The sequence below is a fragment of the Methylotenera oryzisoli genome (assembly GCF_004661485.1).
Classification (GTDB): Bacteria; Pseudomonadota; Gammaproteobacteria; order Burkholderiales; family Methylophilaceae; genus Methylotenera; species Methylotenera oryzisoli.
Map to the genome: position 1 here is coordinate 173,950 of NZ_PQVH01000012.1, position 17,173 is coordinate 191,122.

The 17,173-nt window shown below is 44.8% G+C and carries 13 protein-coding genes; 4 read left to right on the forward strand and 9 right to left on the reverse strand.

The genetic code is table 11. The features are described from left to right. Positions 1 to 228 precede the first annotated feature (228 nt). Positions 229 to 2,154, forward strand: a complete 1,926-nt coding sequence (locus C3Y98_RS10015) for a sigma-54-dependent Fis family transcriptional regulator (protein WP_135278449.1) — start codon at positions 229 to 231, stop codon at positions 2,152 to 2,154. A 45-nt stretch (positions 2,155 to 2,199) separates the two neighbouring features. Continuing rightward, positions 2,200 to 2,775 (forward strand): nucleotidyltransferase family protein, encoded by a 576-nt coding sequence (locus tag C3Y98_RS10020; protein WP_135278450.1) that lies wholly within the window; start codon positions 2,200 to 2,202, stop codon positions 2,773 to 2,775. Between the two features lie 11 nt (positions 2,776 to 2,786). Here C3Y98_RS10020 and C3Y98_RS10025 read toward each other — a convergent pair whose 3' ends face one another. From C3Y98_RS10025 to C3Y98_RS10035, 3 genes are read right to left on the reverse strand one after another with little or no spacing between them, the layout of a single operon-like run. After that, positions 2,787 to 3,764 (reverse strand): XdhC family protein, encoded by a 978-nt coding sequence (locus C3Y98_RS10025; protein ID WP_135278501.1) that lies wholly within the window; start codon positions 3,762 to 3,764, stop codon positions 2,787 to 2,789. Positions 3,765 to 3,768: 4 nt separating this feature from the next. Continuing rightward, positions 3,769 to 5,946, reverse strand: a complete 2,178-nt coding sequence (locus C3Y98_RS10030; protein ID WP_135278451.1) for a xanthine dehydrogenase family protein molybdopterin-binding subunit — start codon at positions 5,944 to 5,946, stop codon at positions 3,769 to 3,771. Between the two features lie 11 nt (positions 5,947 to 5,957). Continuing rightward, positions 5,958 to 6,416, reverse strand: a complete 459-nt coding sequence (locus tag C3Y98_RS10035) for a (2Fe-2S)-binding protein (RefSeq protein ID WP_135278452.1) — start codon at positions 6,414 to 6,416, stop codon at positions 5,958 to 5,960. Between the two features lie 173 nt (positions 6,417 to 6,589). Here C3Y98_RS10035 and C3Y98_RS10040 point away from each other — a divergent pair, with 173 nt between their 5' ends. Beyond that, positions 6,590 to 7,495: a LysR family transcriptional regulator gene (locus tag C3Y98_RS10040; RefSeq protein ID WP_135278453.1), complete on the forward strand. Its 906-nt coding sequence runs from the start codon at positions 6,590 to 6,592 to the stop codon at positions 7,493 to 7,495. 211 nt (positions 7,496 to 7,706) lie between these two features. Then, positions 7,707 to 8,402, forward strand: a complete 696-nt coding sequence (locus C3Y98_RS10045; RefSeq protein ID WP_135278454.1) for an SDR family oxidoreductase — start codon at positions 7,707 to 7,709, stop codon at positions 8,400 to 8,402. Between the two features lie 566 nt (positions 8,403 to 8,968). On the opposite strand, the gene C3Y98_RS10050 is transcribed toward C3Y98_RS10045, so the two are convergent. Genes C3Y98_RS10050 through kdpF form a run of 6 tightly spaced genes read right to left on the reverse strand, consistent with a single transcriptional unit; the run spans position 8,969 to position 17,108 of the window. Further along, a complete protein-coding gene (locus tag C3Y98_RS10050) occupies positions 8,969 to 9,661 on the reverse strand; it encodes a response regulator (protein ID WP_135278455.1) in 693 nt (230 codons plus the stop codon). Next, positions 9,662 to 12,406: a DUF4118 domain-containing protein gene (locus C3Y98_RS10055; RefSeq protein ID WP_135278456.1), complete on the reverse strand. Its 2,745-nt coding sequence runs from the start codon at positions 12,404 to 12,406 to the stop codon at positions 9,662 to 9,664. It abuts the gene before it with no gap. A gap of 33 nt (positions 12,407 to 12,439) precedes the next feature. Next, positions 12,440 to 13,075, reverse strand: coding sequence for a potassium-transporting ATPase subunit KdpC (gene kdpC / locus C3Y98_RS10060; protein WP_135278457.1), 636 nt, complete (start codon positions 13,073 to 13,075; stop codon positions 12,440 to 12,442). A 32-nt stretch (positions 13,076 to 13,107) separates the two neighbouring features. After that, entirely contained in the window at positions 13,108 to 15,201 is a 2,094-nt protein-coding gene (kdpB, locus tag C3Y98_RS10065) for a potassium-transporting ATPase subunit KdpB (protein WP_135278458.1), read from the reverse strand. 30 nt (positions 15,202 to 15,231) lie between these two features. After that, positions 15,232 to 17,019, reverse strand: a complete 1,788-nt coding sequence (gene kdpA, locus C3Y98_RS10070; protein ID WP_135278459.1) for a potassium-transporting ATPase subunit KdpA — start codon at positions 17,017 to 17,019, stop codon at positions 15,232 to 15,234. Next, complete coding sequence (kdpF, locus tag C3Y98_RS12950) at positions 17,019 to 17,108, reverse strand: K(+)-transporting ATPase subunit F (RefSeq protein ID WP_081433023.1); 90 nt, start codon at positions 17,106 to 17,108, stop codon at positions 17,019 to 17,021. The genes kdpA and kdpF overlap by 1 nt, the downstream gene beginning before the upstream one ends. Positions 17,109 to 17,173: the final 65 nt, after the last annotated feature.

Genomic DNA, 17,173 nt, shown 5'->3' on the forward strand with positions numbered 1-17,173 from the left:
AACGATATTGGTAACAGTGCTAATATTGCAACAGGCATGCCAACACAATAAAAAGCCGAAAAATTAAATAAACTTTTATTGAAAATTTATTTAAAATCAACAAACTAGAATTTTCGCGAAAATGAATGCTTTTCCAGATTTGAGCGCATTTAACTTTTGATACTGTGTCAGAATTGAACAGTTGTCACGTGACAGGTGTTCAATTAATTTAAGGTAGTTAGCCAATATATGAGTAATGCTGCAACAGATAAAACGCCTGCCATCCTGCAAGCCAGAAAAGAATTTCTGAGCAATGGCAACGTAGAGCAAGGGGCGATTGCAGAAGCGATTGAACGCTCATGGCGACGCTGCCTGGCAAATGGGATTGATACAAACTCGCCACCCAGTTTAGAAGTAGTCACCGCACAGGAGTTGGCACTCAAACGCGAGCAAAACCAGCAGCTGCTTAAACTCGCGCAACCAGAGATGGAAACGCTCAACGAGCAAATTGCTCACACCCGCAATGTAGTCATACTGACAGACGATGAAGGCGTGATTCTGCATAGTCTGGGTGGTCATCATTTTTTAAATGAAGCACAGCGTATCGCCTTATCTGCCGGCGCATCCTGGCATGAAGATCACAGGGGCACCAATGCAATTGGCACGGTGCTCATTGAGCAGTCGGCACTCACCGTGCAAGGTGCTGAACACTTCATGGCATACCATCACTCGTTAAGCTGCTCAGCAGTACCTATTTTTGGGGCAGAGAATCAACTGATTGCCACACTGGATGTCTCTAATGACTCCAATATGTCACAGCAGCATACGCTGGCACTGGTGAAGATGTCTGCGCAGATGATTGAAAACCGCCTGTTCTTGGCAAGCCATCAAGGTGAGATTGCATTGCATTTCCATGCGCGCCCAGAGTTTATCGGCACTCTATGGGAAGGTGTGGCTATCTTTACTGACGGCGGTCAATTAGTTGCAACCAATCGCAGTGGCCAATTTCAACTCAGCTTAAACACTAGCAACGCAGCATCGCGACAAGGTATTCATTTCAACAATCTGTTTGATATCCCGTTCACAAGCTTATTAAGGCAAATTGGCAGCACTGATAAATTAATTGTGCCCTTAAGATTAAACAATGGCGCGCGTATTTATGTGCAAGTTGAACTACTACAGAAAAAACAACAGATTAGCGCCACGCCTCCTGTCGCTGTAAAAAGAACTAGCGCCGCCAATTTGGATTTACTCGATAGCGGCGATGCAAAAATCTCACGCGCAGTCCAGCAAATCAAACAAGTGCTGTCGCGTGATATTCCTATCCTGATTCAGGGGGAAACCGGCGTGGGTAAAGAGCTGTTTGCACGGGCGATTCACGAAGCCAGTGCGCAGCACAAAGGTCCGTGGATTGCGGTGAACTGCGCTGCATTGCCCGAAGGTTTAATCGAGGCTGAACTATTTGGCTATGAAGAAGGCGCATTTACCGGCGCGCGCCGTAAAGGCAGCCCCGGTAAAATTGAGCAGGCCAATGGCGGTACTTTATTTTTGGACGAAATTGGCGACATGCCGCTCTCATTACAGGCACGTTTATTGAGAGTGCTGCAAGAGCGCACCGTGACCCCATTGGGCAGCACCAAAACCATCCCGGTCAATTTTTCATTGATTAGTGCGACCAATCTAAAACTGAAAGAAAAGGTCGAAGCTGGTGAGTTCCGCAGCGATCTTTACTATCGACTCAATGGCCTCAGTGTTGCACTACCGCCGCTACGTGAACGCTCTGACCTGCAAGCGTTGATTGATGTCATATTACATATTGAACAAGCTGGCACAGTAGAAATTACGCCTGAAGTGATTGGGATATTCCAGGCACATTCATGGCCAGGCAATATCCGCCAGCTGCATAACGTGCTCAGAACCGCGATTGCACTGGCTGATGGCGAGGCAATCAGTACGCTGCATCTCACGCAAGATTTTATTGATGAGATGTCATTAACCAAGCCAAGTTCGATTGCTGACAAAGCATCCAACACATTGGATTTAGATGACCTTACTAGCCAAGCCATCAGGCAAGCCATGCAAACTGAGGCAGGCAATGTTTCCGCAGTTGCCCGCCAGCTTGGTATTAGCCGCAATACACTGTATCGCAAACTTAAAGCGATGGGCATCGCTTAGACTTGATGTTCACATCAGGTTTAAGTAATCACACAGGGACGTTTCATGATAGGCATTTTACTGGCGGCTGGCTTTTCTCGCCGTTTTGGCCCAAGCAATAAACTGTTACAGCCGATGGCGGATGGCCGCCCTATCGCACTAGCCTCGGCAGAAAATCTAATGCAAGCCATACCAACCTGCGTTGCCGTGGTAAGGCCAGAAAATACAACGCTAGCAGCATTATTACAACAAGCTGGTTTAACCGTATTTGCATGCAAAGAGAACAAACAAGAGATGGCGGATAGCTTATCTGCAGCGATTCGCTTTTCAGCAAATTTCGAGGCAGCTAATCATGGGTTTGTGATTGCATTAGCCGATATGCCTTACATTCAGCCAGCGACGATCAGCATGGTTGCCAATAGAGTCAATAGCAATGACTCTATCATCATTCCTACTTATCATGGGCAGCGTGGGCACCCAGTTGGTTTTGCTGCCCGATATCGCAGCGAACTAGAAAACCTGCAAGGAGATGAAGGCGCACGCGCTATCGTCAAACGCTATGCCGATGCTGTTTGCCTGTTGCCGTGTGAGGATGCCGGCATTTTGGCAGATATTGACACACCGGCTGATTTAAAGCGCTAGAAATTTAAACACTAAGCGGCACAACTTACTTCGCGCGCCAAGCCTATCGTTGTTTGCTGCGCTCGCACCTGTATCAACTCGGCAAGAATAGCCACGGCGATTTCTGCTGGTGTACGGCTGCCGATACGTAAGCCCACTGGCCCGCGCATGGTAGCAATTTCCGGCTCACTGAGATCGAACATGCGCATACGCTCACGCCGTTTTTCCTGATTTTTTTGCGAGCCTAATACCCCTACGTAAAACGCATCTGATTTTAACGCCTCAAGCAAGGCCATATCATCAAGCTTGGGATCGTGCGTCACAGCCACTATGGCAGTATGCGTATCCGGCGCAATATCCAGCACCACATCATCCGGCATCCCATACACCCATGTTACGCCATCCACATGCCATTCATCCCGAATCTCCGGGCGTGGCTCACACACCAGCACTTCAAAATCCAAGGCTTGCGCCATGCTAGCCAACGTTGCCCCGAGCTGATTAGCGCCAATAATGAGTAAGCGCCATTGCGGACCAAAATAGGTATGAAACCAATCGCCCTCGATGCGTGGCGCACCTTCAGGTAATACTTCTGCTAAAGTAATTTCACCAGTACTGATGCGGATTGAGCGCTTGGTGAGCTTTCTGTCTCGCAGATTCTGAACGATGGGTAACAATTGTGATGCATGCTGCAATGGCTCAACAAAAATCTGCAATCTGCCACCACAAGGGATTCTAAAGCGCTGCGCATCTTCACGACTAATGCCATATTCCATGATACTAGGCTGGGTCGGCAGTGTTTGATTGCGCGCTTTATCAGCTAAATCATCCTCAATACAGCCGCCGGATACCGAGCCGATTAAGTGCCCGTCATCTCGCACCACCAGCACAGCACCGGGCAAACGCGGGGCGGAGCCCCATGTTTGCACTACGGTAAACAAGTGTGCCTGATAGCCATGATTCAGCCAATCAAGCGCTCGCTCCAGTACTTCTAAATCCGCAGACTTCACAACACTAAGCCAGCTGGTTGCCAATCGGCAATTGACGGATACGCTTGCCCGTTGCCGCAAAAATGGCATTGGTCACTGCAGGTGCCACTGGTGGCAAGCCCGGCTCACCTACACCGCCCATTTTCTCGGTACTTGGCACGATATGTACATCTACCTTAGGCATATCTTTCATACGCAGAACGAGATAATCATGGAAGTTAGATTGCTGCACTTTACCCTCTTTAAAGGTAATTTCACTTTGCATAGCAGCACCCAAGCCAAACGAAATGGACGACTCCATTTGCGCTTTCAGCGAGTCTGGGTTCACTGCCAAGCCGCAATCGATAGCACACACCATACGATGCACTTTCACCTCACCCTGATTCACAGACACTTCTGCCACTTGCGCAACAAAACTGCCAAAGGACTCATGTACTGCAATCCCGCGATAAACACCTTTAGGCAAAGGCTTGCCCCACTCCGCTTTTTCAGCAGCCAGATTAAGCGCAGCTAAATGACGCGGATGACCCTTAAGCAATTCACGGCGATAATCCAATGGATCTTTATTTGCAGCATGCGCAAGCTCATCAATCAAACTTTCCATTACAAATGCAGAGTGGCTATGTCCAACGGACCGCCACCAAAGCACAGGAATGCTCGCCTTCACCGTATGTAAACTCACATGATAGTTAGGAATGCTTTTCAAATAGGGCGAGTCAGCAATGCCTTCTACCGAAGTCGCATCAACCCCGTTTTTAATCATAAATGCTTCAAATGGCGTGCCTAACATAATAGACTGCCCCACCGTCACATGCTCCCAAGCCACTGGGGAACCATCAGCACTCACCCCAACTTTAGCTTGATGCAAATACATTGGACGGTAATAACCGCCATGCACGTCATCCTCACGGCTCCAAACCGTTTTTACCGGAACCCCTGCTGCCTTGGCCACTTGCACCGCTTCAGATACAAAGTCTGCTGCCGGATTGGCACGACGGCCGAAACCACCACCAAGAAACAAGGTGTGAATTTTGACTTGCTCAGGCTTAAGGCCAAGTATTTTTGCCGCCGCCTGCTGGTCTGTACCCTGCATTTGTGTGCCGGTCCAGATTTCACATGCGTCTTTATCAATACGCACTGAACAGTTTAGCGGCTCCATCGGCGAGTGTGCCAAATATGGCAGTGCATATTCGGCCTCTATAGATTTTGCCGCCTTGGGTAACTCGGTTTTACTGTCACCAAGTTGCGCAGCGACTAAACCTGGTTTAGTCGCCAACGCTCTGTATTCTGTGAGCATCACAGCAGAATCTAAATTTGCATTAGGTCCTAAATCCCATTCCACTTTAAGTGCATCACGCCCCTGCTTTGCTGCCCAGTAATGATCCGCAATCACAGCCACGCCAGTCGGCACCTGCACGACATTGCGCACACCTTTAATTTGCTTAGTCGCGCTGGCATCAAACGATTTCACCGTGCCACCAAACACTGGCGAGCGTGCCACCATGGCGGTCATCAAGCCATCAAAATGAATATCCTGACCAAACACTGCGGTGCCATTGATTTTCTCTGGGCCGTCTAAACGCTTGGTCGCTTTACCAATCACTTTCCAATCTTTAGGGTCTTTCAGTACAACTGCTTTAGGTGTTTCTAATTTAGCTGCAATCTCTGTCAGCTCACCGTAGCTAACCTTAGTGTCACCACTAATTACAAATCCGTTTTCAGTTTTCAGGCTTTCTGCAGCAACACCTAATTTCTCAGCAGCTGCGCCAATCAATAACAAACGCGTCAAAGCGCCGGCTTGACGGTAGCGGTCAAACTCAGACCAAGTAGTAGAAGAGCCACCAGTGATTTGTATGCCATACGCGGTGTGTATGTAAGCAGGTGCAGCGGCAGCATGCTCAACTTTAATCTTGCTCCAGTCGGCATCCAGCTCTTCTGCAATCAGCATAGGCAATGTCGTCCAGATGCTTTGACCCATTTCACTATGGGCGAGCATCACCGTAATCGTGTTATCCGTACCAATACGCAAAAAAGCATTTGGTTCAGGGAACTTAGGTGCTGCTGCTCCAGCATTATCTTGTGCTGCACCCGGCATTAAAAAGCGTTTAGCTGTGGGGATAGAGAAAGCAATCACCAGCCCGCCAACCACAAGTGCAGAGGCTTTCAGGAAAGTACGTCTTGAAATATTTAAAGGGGAGTTCATGTGATGGCTCCTTAAGCTAGCTTAGTGGCAGCAGCATGGATCGCTGCACGAATACGCGGATAAGTACCGCAACGACAGATATTCCCGCTCATTGCCGCATCAATATCAGCATCGGTAGGTGTTTGATTCGTCGTGAGCAAAGCTGTCGCCGCCATAATCTGGCCTGACTGACAGTACCCACACTGCACAACATCAATTTCACTCCACGCCGCCTGCACCGCTTGACCCACTTTATCATTTTGAACATCTTCAATCGTCACGATTTTCTTACCGACCGCGGCTGAAACTGGCGTAATACATGCGCGTGTAGGCTGGCCATCAACATGCACCGTACATGCCCCACATTGCGCCATACCACAGCCAAACTTGGTACCGGTAAGATGCATCACATCTCTTAATGCCCATAAAATCGGCATATCATCAGATACATCCAGCTGCTGTTCTTTACCATTGACATTCAAAGTAATCATGATGGTCACCCTCTAATCTGTTGTTTTAATATTGATTTTTATAAACTGATGCAAGAACTACCGTTTTAACACTTATCACAATTCATGCAAAAATAGCACTATCGCACACTGTTAGCTATCATTATATGGAATAATCTGGAATTGATAATTCCAGATTATGAATTACATAGACCATGCAAAATCAATTAGAAATGCTACGCATATTTAAAGCCGTAGCTGAATCCTCCAACTTTAAAGAAGCCTCAATCAGGCTTGGCATCTCGCCACAATCCGTCACGCGCGCTATCAAGGAGCTTGAAGAGCGCCTAGGGGAGCCCCTGTTTTATAGAAGTACACGTAACACTACCATTACCGAATTTGGTAAGCAAATGGCACTCAAAAGTGAGGGTGTGATTGAGCAAGTAGATGCGCTATTCCAACTCCACCAACATGCACAAACGCCACAGGCTATTGCTGGCTCAGTCAAGATTACGATGCCAAATACATTTGGCCGCCAATACCTCCTGCCGGCACTAACCGCCTTCTCCAAAGACTACCCAAACATTCAGCTCGATTTAAGATTCTCAGACCTAATTGATAATGTCGTGGCAGACCAGATGGATATTGGAGTGCGCATCGGCTTTTTTAGCAACAACAGAAATGTTGCAAGACGTGTGAATGAAATTAAATTCAGTATTGTTGGGGCGCCCGAACTGATTGCCAAAACTGGCGTACCAAAGCAAGTAAGTGATTTGTGTGCCATGCCATACACTGGGCTGATTGACCAAAATACAGGCCGAATGTGGTCTTGGTCTTTTGCGAGCGAGCCCGACTGCTTCCCTACCAACCCCGCATTCATCACAGATGACATCGAGGCAGAACTATCAGCGGTGCTTGCCGGTATCGGTTATGGACAACTCCCTGACTTTATATGTGAAAAATATATCAAAACTGGGCAACTTGTTACTGTACTAGAAGATCAGTCACCCGCCCCGTGGGGCATTTATGTCTACCGCCCTCAACGTGGCCCTGTTGCAGAGCGCGTACGTGTATTATTTGATTATTTGGCAAAAACACTGGCTGACATTAAGTTCGGCTAAGTACATAAGCTGCTAATTGATAATAAGCAGTACTTATCCGAGCAAGATACTGATTGCACTACTGATCGTGCGTAAATCCTGTTCACACAATATATAGATAATCTAACAGCACGTTGAACCAACTACTTTGGTGAAAGACAAAACATCCATGCTATTTAAAATGCAGTAAATCCATTTAAATAATACTGCGCATGCTATTTAGGAGTCATTGATGTCAGAGAATTATCATATATTAATCACCGGCGCCAACCGCGGCTTAGGCTTAGAGTTTGCCAAGCAATATGCACAAGATGGCTGGCAAGTAATTGCATGCTGCCGCGCACCACAGCATGCAACTGCCTTACAAGCATTGGCAAAATCTCATAGCAACATTCAAGTGTTCGCCTTAGATGTGGCTGATTTTGCACAAATTGACGCATTAGCCCAGCAATTAAAAAACTCTAAAATTGACGTACTGATTAATAACGCAGGTATTTACCCTGACAGCAGCACTGATCTAGTCAATACAGATGACTGGTTAGACGCCTTCACCGTAAACAGCATCTCTCCATATAAAATAGCCAACGCCTTTAAACCACATATTGCCAAAAGCAATCTTAAAAAAATTGCTACTCTCACCAGCAAAATGGGCAGCATAGACGATAACAGCAGCGGTGGCAGTTATATATACAGAAGCTCCAAAGCTGCAGCCAATATGGTGATGAAAAGCCTATCAATCGACCTGCAACCGCTTGGAATCTCCGTCGTCACATTGCACCCAGGCTGGGTACAAACAGACATGGGTGGTGACAATGCCTTAATTAACGCAAAAACAAGCGTTACTGGCATGCGGCGTGTCATTGACCATTTAAACCTAGCCACTACAGGCCGCTTCATCGCCTATGATGGACAACCTATCCCATGGTAGACCAACCTTAGACGCAGAGACTGGGGCGCTTACTGGCATTGATAAATAACAGTCACCATCTAGCCGCATGTACTATTGATGTGCAATGCTTATTACTGAGTCTATGCGTAACAGTCGCGCTATCATTTAGAGTTAGCACTCTCAAAAATATTGTTCGATGACATTAATGTTGGTAACTTGTTTTTGAAGATAACGTTGTTAACTTAATTTAATCTTCTAGTGTTCAATCTTCCAGCCATTAGCTTCTAGCGCTGGGCATACCTTTTGAGATGGCCTAGACATAGCAACATATATATTTCACATTTGAGTTTGTTGAGCCACACTTAAGTTTAGTCTAGAAGTTTTATATCTAAGCCGCAGCTTGGCTAATACATATGAGTGGTAATCACCCGTTTTGACACGAATAGTAAGTTATCAGAGCAGTATTGCGGAACATTGCAGATAGATTGAAACACTAGATCAGAGGTCTTGTTGTGATTAATAGTGATTTTATTAAAGGCTGTTAGGGTGAGTTTTATATCTCAACATGCCCGTCAACCACCCTAAATTGGTGCCGAAGTAGCTTATTAAATGAATCTAAAGCCAACTCCGATTTCTGTAATTAAATGCTCAGGCTGCGTTGGATTATCTTCAAGTTTTTGTCGTAAGTGACTCATATAGATTCTAAGGTAGTGTTCATTATCTACATAACTTGGCCCCCAGACCTCTTTTAACAATTGTCTTTGGGTAACTACTCGGCCAGCATTTTTAACTAATTCTGTAAAAAGTCTAAATTCAATTGGCGTAAGATGAATTGTTTGTCCGTTTTTTGACACTAATCTTTTGGGTAGATCTACAATAATGCTTCCAAATACATGAACACCCAGCTGATTTACATCACTAAGCATGGCTCTGCGTCGCAATTGCGCCCGTAATCTCGCTAGCAACTCAGGTGTGCCAAAAGGTTTAGATACAAAGTCATCTGCACCAGCATCTAAAGCAGCTACTTTTTCAGACTCTTGCGTTCTGGCAGAAAGTATAATGATTGGGACATTACTCCAGTTTCTGGTGTCCTTTATTACTTCAAGCCCGTCCATATCAGGTAATCCCAGATCCAAAATAACCGCATCCGGCTTTCTTGTGCCAATCTCAATCAGCCCCTGCTTGCCAGTCTCTGCGCAATACACCTGAAAATTCTCACTCTCAAGGGCAGCAGTAACGAAACGACGAATCTGTAATTCGTCTTCGATTAATATGATATTTCCGATAGTGTTAGACATTTATACTAAATCATCATCTGGTGGGAGACTTGGTGGTGTCCCTAAAGGAAGCGAAAAGGTGAATATAGCGCCATGTGGAGGTTTGTTGTTCGCCCAAATCTTGCCATCATGCGCTTCAATAATTGCTTTACATATAGACAACCCAAGACCAACACCGGCTTTTGATGATTCTTTCTCACCACGTGTAAATTTCTCAAAGAGTTGATTTTCCAAATTTTCAGGCAAACCAGAGCCTTCGTCTGCAACTGATATCCAAACATCATTTTGCTGCGTTCTAGCACTTATAAAGATTCTATTCCCTGCAGGTGAATATTTGCTAGCATTGTCTAGCAAATTACATAAAACTCTGTCAATTAGAACAGCATCAAACTCAATCAGTGGCAGGTCATGTGGCATGTCGATTACTATAGTATGCTTTGATACTACTTCACTCATAGTGCGCAGCGAGGTGCCAACAACCTCTTCAAGTAGTTGCCATTGTTTGTTAAGTTTAACTTTCCCAGATTGTAGTCTCGCCATATCAAGTAAATTAACGACAAGATTTTTCATTCGTATGGATTGCTCATTCAGCATGGAGACATATTCATAACGCTTATCATTAGTTTCTGTTTCTTGTTTAAGCCAGCCGGCAGCTGCAATAATAGTGGTAAGTGGCGTGTTTAAATCATGTGAAATTGCGCTTAATACAGAATTCCTTAATCGTTCAGACTCCATAGAGATGAGGGCTTCCTGTGCAACCTCCACATAATGAACACGCTCAATTGCAATTGCAATTTGAGAAGAGAAAGTGTCTAGCAATTGTCTTTGTTCAGGTAAGAATATTGTACGGTTTCCCTTCGATAAATTAGTATCAGGCAAAATCACTAACACGCCTCTCGTGCGCATAGGAGCCTGCAAAGGAATATATAAAGCAGGTGCTGATGGCAATGTATCGGTTCCAAAGCCAGCTTGCTGCTGATGGTCATATACCCATTGAGCGACAGCTAAATCCACATCAAAATTAGAATTTAAATCAGGTTTAGCATTTGAGATTTTATGTAGAGAAGTGTTGACAATTTTCTCTTGGTTATCTGGTAATAATATTGCTACTTTAGCTTTAAAAATACCAGATAAATGTGGAATGCTAATTTCAATAATATGCGCTGCAGTAAGGGCTGAAGCTAATGACTTACCTAAATCATACAAGGCGCGACTGCGCTTTTCGCGATTCATCGCTACCATCGCCTGATAGCGTAAATTGGCGGTCAAGTTACTAATGACTAGCGCAACGACTAACATAACAGCAAAAATAAGTAAGTACTGTGTATCTGATACGCTAAACGAAAGTTTAGGTGGTACGAAAAAGAAATCGAACGTTGCAACGCTGATAAAAGATGAAAATATGCCGGGTCCTCTACCATATTTAGATGAAATCAAAATCACACCTAAAAGGTAAAGCATCACTACATTGGCTAATTCAAAATAATCTAATAACTGAGCGGATAATATTGCCGTAATAGCGCACACAATGGCAGCTATGTAATATCCTGCATAGCTTTTATCTCCAGAGGCTCGTTCCAAGTTATCCGTATTATCATGATTAGTGGCTGGTCTTTCAGCTAATGTTCGTTCACGAGAAACAACATGAAGATCAATGTCCGTCGCGTGGTTAGTCAAATCATCAACCACGCCAGGTAAAATCAAACGCTCAAGGGTCGTACGGGTAGATTTACCCACTACAAGTTTTGTTACATTACGACTGCGGGCATAGCTCAGCACAGTTTCCGCCACCTTGGTACCGCTTAATGTAGCTGTCTCTGCACCTAACGTTTCAGCAAGTTTTAGTGTTTTTAAAATTAGGTTACGTTGCTTATCTGAAATGCGCTGTAATTTTGGTGTTTCTACATAGACTGCTAGCCAGTCCGATTTTAAACTTTGCGCTAATCTAGCAGCCACTCTCACCAAACGTTCAGATTCTGAATCCGGACCAACACAGACCAGCAAGCGATCTTTAGCTTGCCAAACCTGACTTATAGATGAGTTGGTGCGGTATTCACGCATTTGCGAATCTACGCGATCCGCAGTACGTCTTAGTGCCATTTCCCGTAAGGCGATGAGATTTCCTTTACGAAAGAAACTTTTACCTGCACGTTCTGCTTGTTGCGGTTGATACACTTTCCCATCTTGTAGTCTTTGCAGCAATTCATCCGCTGGCAAATCAACCAAAGTAACTTCATCAGCGATATCAAATACTTTGTCAGGTATCGTTTCACTGACTCGAATGCCAGTGATTTGGCCCACTACATCATTCAAACTCTCAATATGTTGCACATTGAGCGTGGTGTAAACATCAATGCCTGCAATCAATAACTCTTCAACATCTTGCCAGCGTTTTGGGTGCCGCGACCCTTCAACATTGGAGTGCGCAAGTTCGTCCACCAGAATTAAGTCTGGTTTACGTGCTAATGCTGCATCAAGGTCAAATTCAGTTAACTCACGCTCTCGATAAATTAGTTTTTTAAGTGGCAATACTTCCAAGTCGGCTAATTGGCTTTGTGTCCCAATACGACCATGCGTTTCCACTATGCCAACAACAACGTCCAGACCTTCTTGGCGTAACGTACGGGCCGTTGATAGCATAGCGAAGGTTTTACCTACACCTGCGCAAGCGCCAAAGAAAATCTTTAAGCGACCACGCTTTTCCTTTTCCGCTTCTTTGTTAATCTTTTCCAGCAACAGGTCTGGATTTGGGCGATCATCATTCATAGTTAATTATATAGCAGTCTAAAATATCCAGAATTAACGAGCGCTAGTCTTCGTTGCGTTATCCAAGGCAATGTTAAGTAATAGTACGTTGACACGCGGCTCGCCCAATACGCCCCATTGGCGCCCTTCAGTATTGTTATTAATTAAAGCTTGTACAGTTTCTGGACTTAACCCTCTGGCTTTCGCCACTCTATTTATCTGATAATAAGCTGCGGCGGGGCTGATGTGCGGATCCAAGCCGCTGGCAGAAGTCGTCACTAAATCAACAGGTATAGGTTGCGAATTGTCTATATCTGCATTTTTCAGCGCAGCAACACGACCTTTAACAGCTTCAGCTAATGTAGGATTAAGCGGCCCTAGATTTGAGCCAGTCGAGGCTGCTGCATTATTTGGATAGGGCGCTGTAGCAGATGGACGGCCCCAAAAGTATTTGGCTTCCGTAAAGTTTTGACCAATTAAAGTAGAGCCAACTAATTTTCCATCTTTCTCTATCAAAGATCCACCAGCTTGTTTTGGCATTAGCCATTGCCCAATGCCTGTTGTCACTAGTGGATACACTATTCCGGTAATGATTGTAAGTACAACAAACAACAATGCTGCAGGCCTAATAGTTTGCTTGATTGACTCTTTGAAACCTATAGCGGCATTATTTTCGATGATTCTATCCATGATTTTTCCTTTAAAAACTCTGTGATATTTGCTTATGCAAAACCAACTGATGTCAGCGCAACATCAATAATTTTGATACCAATGAAAGGCACAACAAGTCCACCTAAACCATAGATGAGCAAGTTTCTACGTAATAATTGCTGTGCGCCTATGGCTTTGTAAGCAACACCTTTTAAGGCCAGTGGGATTAAAACAATAATAATGAGGGCATTAAAAATCACAGCAGAAAGGATGGCTGAGTTTGGACTGCCCAAATGCATGATATTGAGTGCATTAAGTGCTGGAAATGTACTCGCAAAGGCTGCAGGGATGATGGCGAAATATTTGGCTACATCGTTAGCGATACTGAATGTTGTAAGCGAACCGCGCGTCATCAGCATTTGTTTGCCAATTTCAACAATTTCGATCAGCTTAGTAGGGTTTGAATCTAAATCCACCATATTGCCTGCTTCTTTAGCTGCTTGTGTACCCGTATTCATGGCCACGGCAACATCTGCTTGTGCCAATGCTGGGGCGTCATTCGTACCGTCACCCGTCATCGCGACTAGCTTACCTTCTGCCTGATAATCTCGGATGAGCTTTAGCTTAGCTTCTGGTGTAGCTTCTGCTAAAAAGTCATCCACCCCTGCTTCAGCAGCAATGGCAGCAGCGGTTAAACGGTTATCGCCCGTAATCATGATGGTTGTAATACCCATACGACGTAATTCAGAAAAACGTTCTTTTATACCACCTTTCACAATGTCTTTAAGTTCGACGACACCTAATACTACTTTGCCATCTGCAACCACTAACGGCGTGCTACCACGACGCGCTACATCATCTACTTTTTGATTAATATCCGCGGTGAATACGCCACCCAGATTTTCCACATGCTGTTTGATAGCACTTGCAGCTCCTTTGAGAATTTCACGTTGACGATCACCATCTTTCAAATGAACCCCGCTCATCCTAGTTTGTGCTGTAAACGGTATGAATGTAGCGCCAAGTGTGGCAATTTCGCGTTCACGAATATTAAAGCGGTTTTTTGCTAATACTACGACACTGCGTCCTTCTGGTGTTTCATCGTTTAATGAAGCCAATTGCGCTGCATCGGCTAACGCATGTTCAGTAACACCATTAGCCGGTATAAATGTTGAAGCTTGGCGGTTACCCAATGTAATCGTACCTGTTTTATCCAACAACAATACGTTTACATCGCCAGCTGCTTCGACTGCGCGACCTGAAGTTGCAATGACATTAGCTTGCATCATGCGACTCATGCCCGCCACACCAATGGCTGAAAGTAAACCCGCAATGGTGGTTGGAATTAAACAGACTAATAGGGAGATAAGTACTGTGACGCTAGGGGGTGAACCAGCACCAACTGCACTTACACCAAACATTGAGAACGGCAACAAGGTGACCGTGACCAATAGAAATACTATCGTGAGTGCTACCAAAAGAATCGTTAAGGCAATTTCATTAGGTGTTTTTTGGCGTTTTGCACCTTCTACCATAGCAATCATACGGTCTAGAAATGCTTCACCAGGATTAACACTGACACGCATCACTATCCAGTCAGACAGCACCTGCGTACCACCTGTGACCGCACTGAAATCACCACCGGATTCTCGAATCACAGGAGCCGACTCACCCGTAATGGCAGCTTCGTTGACTGACGCAATACCATCAACCACTTCACCATCTGCCGGGATCATGTCGCCAGCTTCTACTAATAACAAGTCGCCTCTACGCAAGCTATTGCTATCAGTAAGCGTGACTGCAGACTCACGTGATTCATTGGCTAGTTTTTTAGCGACCACATTTTTCTTGGCACTGCGTAATGAGGCAGCCTGCGCTTTACTACGCCCCTCTGCCATCGCTTCAGCAAAGTTCGCAAATAACACAGTGAACCATAACCAAATACTTACTAAAGCAATGAACCCTGAAGCAGCCTCATCTTTACCAAATAGAGACTTTATCAAGAACATAGTAGTAAGGATGCTGCCCAAGTAAACAACAAACATTACTGGGTTGCGCCACTGTATTTGTGGGGCTAGTTTTTTGAATGATTCCGCAATGGCCGGTTTGACCAGTTTCGGGTCAAACATTGATTTCATCGCTGAACTTGAGGCTGAACTAGACATAGTGTTTTCCTAAATAATTCTTTAACTTTATTAAACGCCAACCATAAGCAGATGCTCAATGACAGGGCCAAGGGCGAGGGCTGGAATAAAAGTAAGTGCGCCTACCAATATCACTGCACCTATCAGCAATGTGACAAATAATGCGCCGTGTGTTGGCATGGTGCCCAAACTCACAGGAATACGTTTTTTAGCTGCCATAGAACCTGCAATCGCTAATACCGGCAGAATGATGCCAAAGCGACCAAAGAACATCGCAAAGGCTAATAACGTGTTATAAAAAGGGGTATTGGCAGAAAGCCCTGCAAACGCACTACCGTTGTTATTGGCTGCTGATGACAAGGCATATAAAATTTCACTAAAGCCATGCGCCCCGGGGTTAGCAACGCCGACAGTACCTGAAGTAACGCTGACGGCAATCGCGGTACCAATTAATACCAACAATGGTGTGACTAAAATAATGATGGCAGTCATTTTCATATCGAATATTTCAATTTTTTTGCCTAAATATTCTGGCGTACGGCCTATCATTAGCCCGGCAATAAATACAGCCAATACTGCATAAATCAACATGGTATAAAGTCCAGAGCCAACACCACCAAAAATCACTTCACCAAGCTGTATGAGCCACATTGGTACTAGGCCGCCAATTGGTGTTAATGAATCATGCATGGTATTCACCGCACCGCATGAGGCAGCAGTGGTAACGGTAGCAAATAAGGCAGATGAAACAATACCAAACCGGGTTTCCTTACCTTCCATATTGCCGCCTGATTGAAGTGCCATACCAGACTGCGAGACGCTCACTGTTTGGTCTGCACCGCTAGCCGTTAATATAGAGTTACCAGCCTGTTCTGCCGAAATTGCGACTGCAGCCATGACTACAAACACTATCGCCATGGCAGAAAATATCGCCCAACCTTGTCGTCTATCGCCCACCATCATGCCGAATGCAAAACACAATCCTGCCGGTATCAAAAATATCGCCAGCATCTGTAAAAAATTAGAAAGCGGCGTGGGGTTTTCAAATGGATGCGCAGAATTGGTATTAAAAAAGCCACCACCATTTGTACCAATCATCTTGATAGCCTCTTGTGAAGCTACAGGCCCCATTGCTAATGTCTGCGTATTGGTAGTTTGATTTATCAGCTGACCAGCTTCATTAGCCGTTGAATAAGTGGTGGGTTGTAAAGTCGAAACTTCTTTGTAAACATCAAAGTTTTGAATTACCCCTTGTCCCATGAGCGCGATTGCAAATAAAAATGACAACGGCAACAATATATACAAAGTAGAACGCGTCATATCCACCCAGAAATTACCGATGGTTTTTGATGTATGTCTTGCAAATCCACGAATTAGAGCAAAAACCACAGCAATGCCTGTAGCAGCTGAGAGGAAGTTTTGTACTGTTAGCCCAAGCATCTGCGTCAGATAACTCATCGTTACTTCACCTGAGTAGCCTTGCCAATTCGTATTTGTGACGAAACTAATCGCCGTGTTGAAAGATGAATCCACGCTGACTGCGGAGAAATGTTGTGGGTTTAACGGCAACCAGACTTGCCAGCGTTGCAATACGTAGACAAACGCTACACCGACTAAATTAAAAAGTAATAACGCTATAGCGTATTGCTTCCAACCCATTTCGGTATCTGGATTTGTGCCAAGTGTGCGATAAATAAGACGCTCAAAAGGAGCACCAAGCCTATTGATTATTTTACAGTTGCCATTCATTACATTGGCAATCCACAAACCCATAGGCTTAGTAACTAACAATAATACCGTGAGAAATAAACCTACTTGCACTAAAGTATTTGAGAACATTAGAAATTCTCCGGTTTAATTAATACGTAAAATAAATAAGCCAATACCAATAAGGCTATTAGACCACTAATCCAAATCATTGCGTTCATTTTTTACCACTCCAATTAACAAGGATATAAATCAGGAAATAGCAAATGATTAAATAGACAATAAC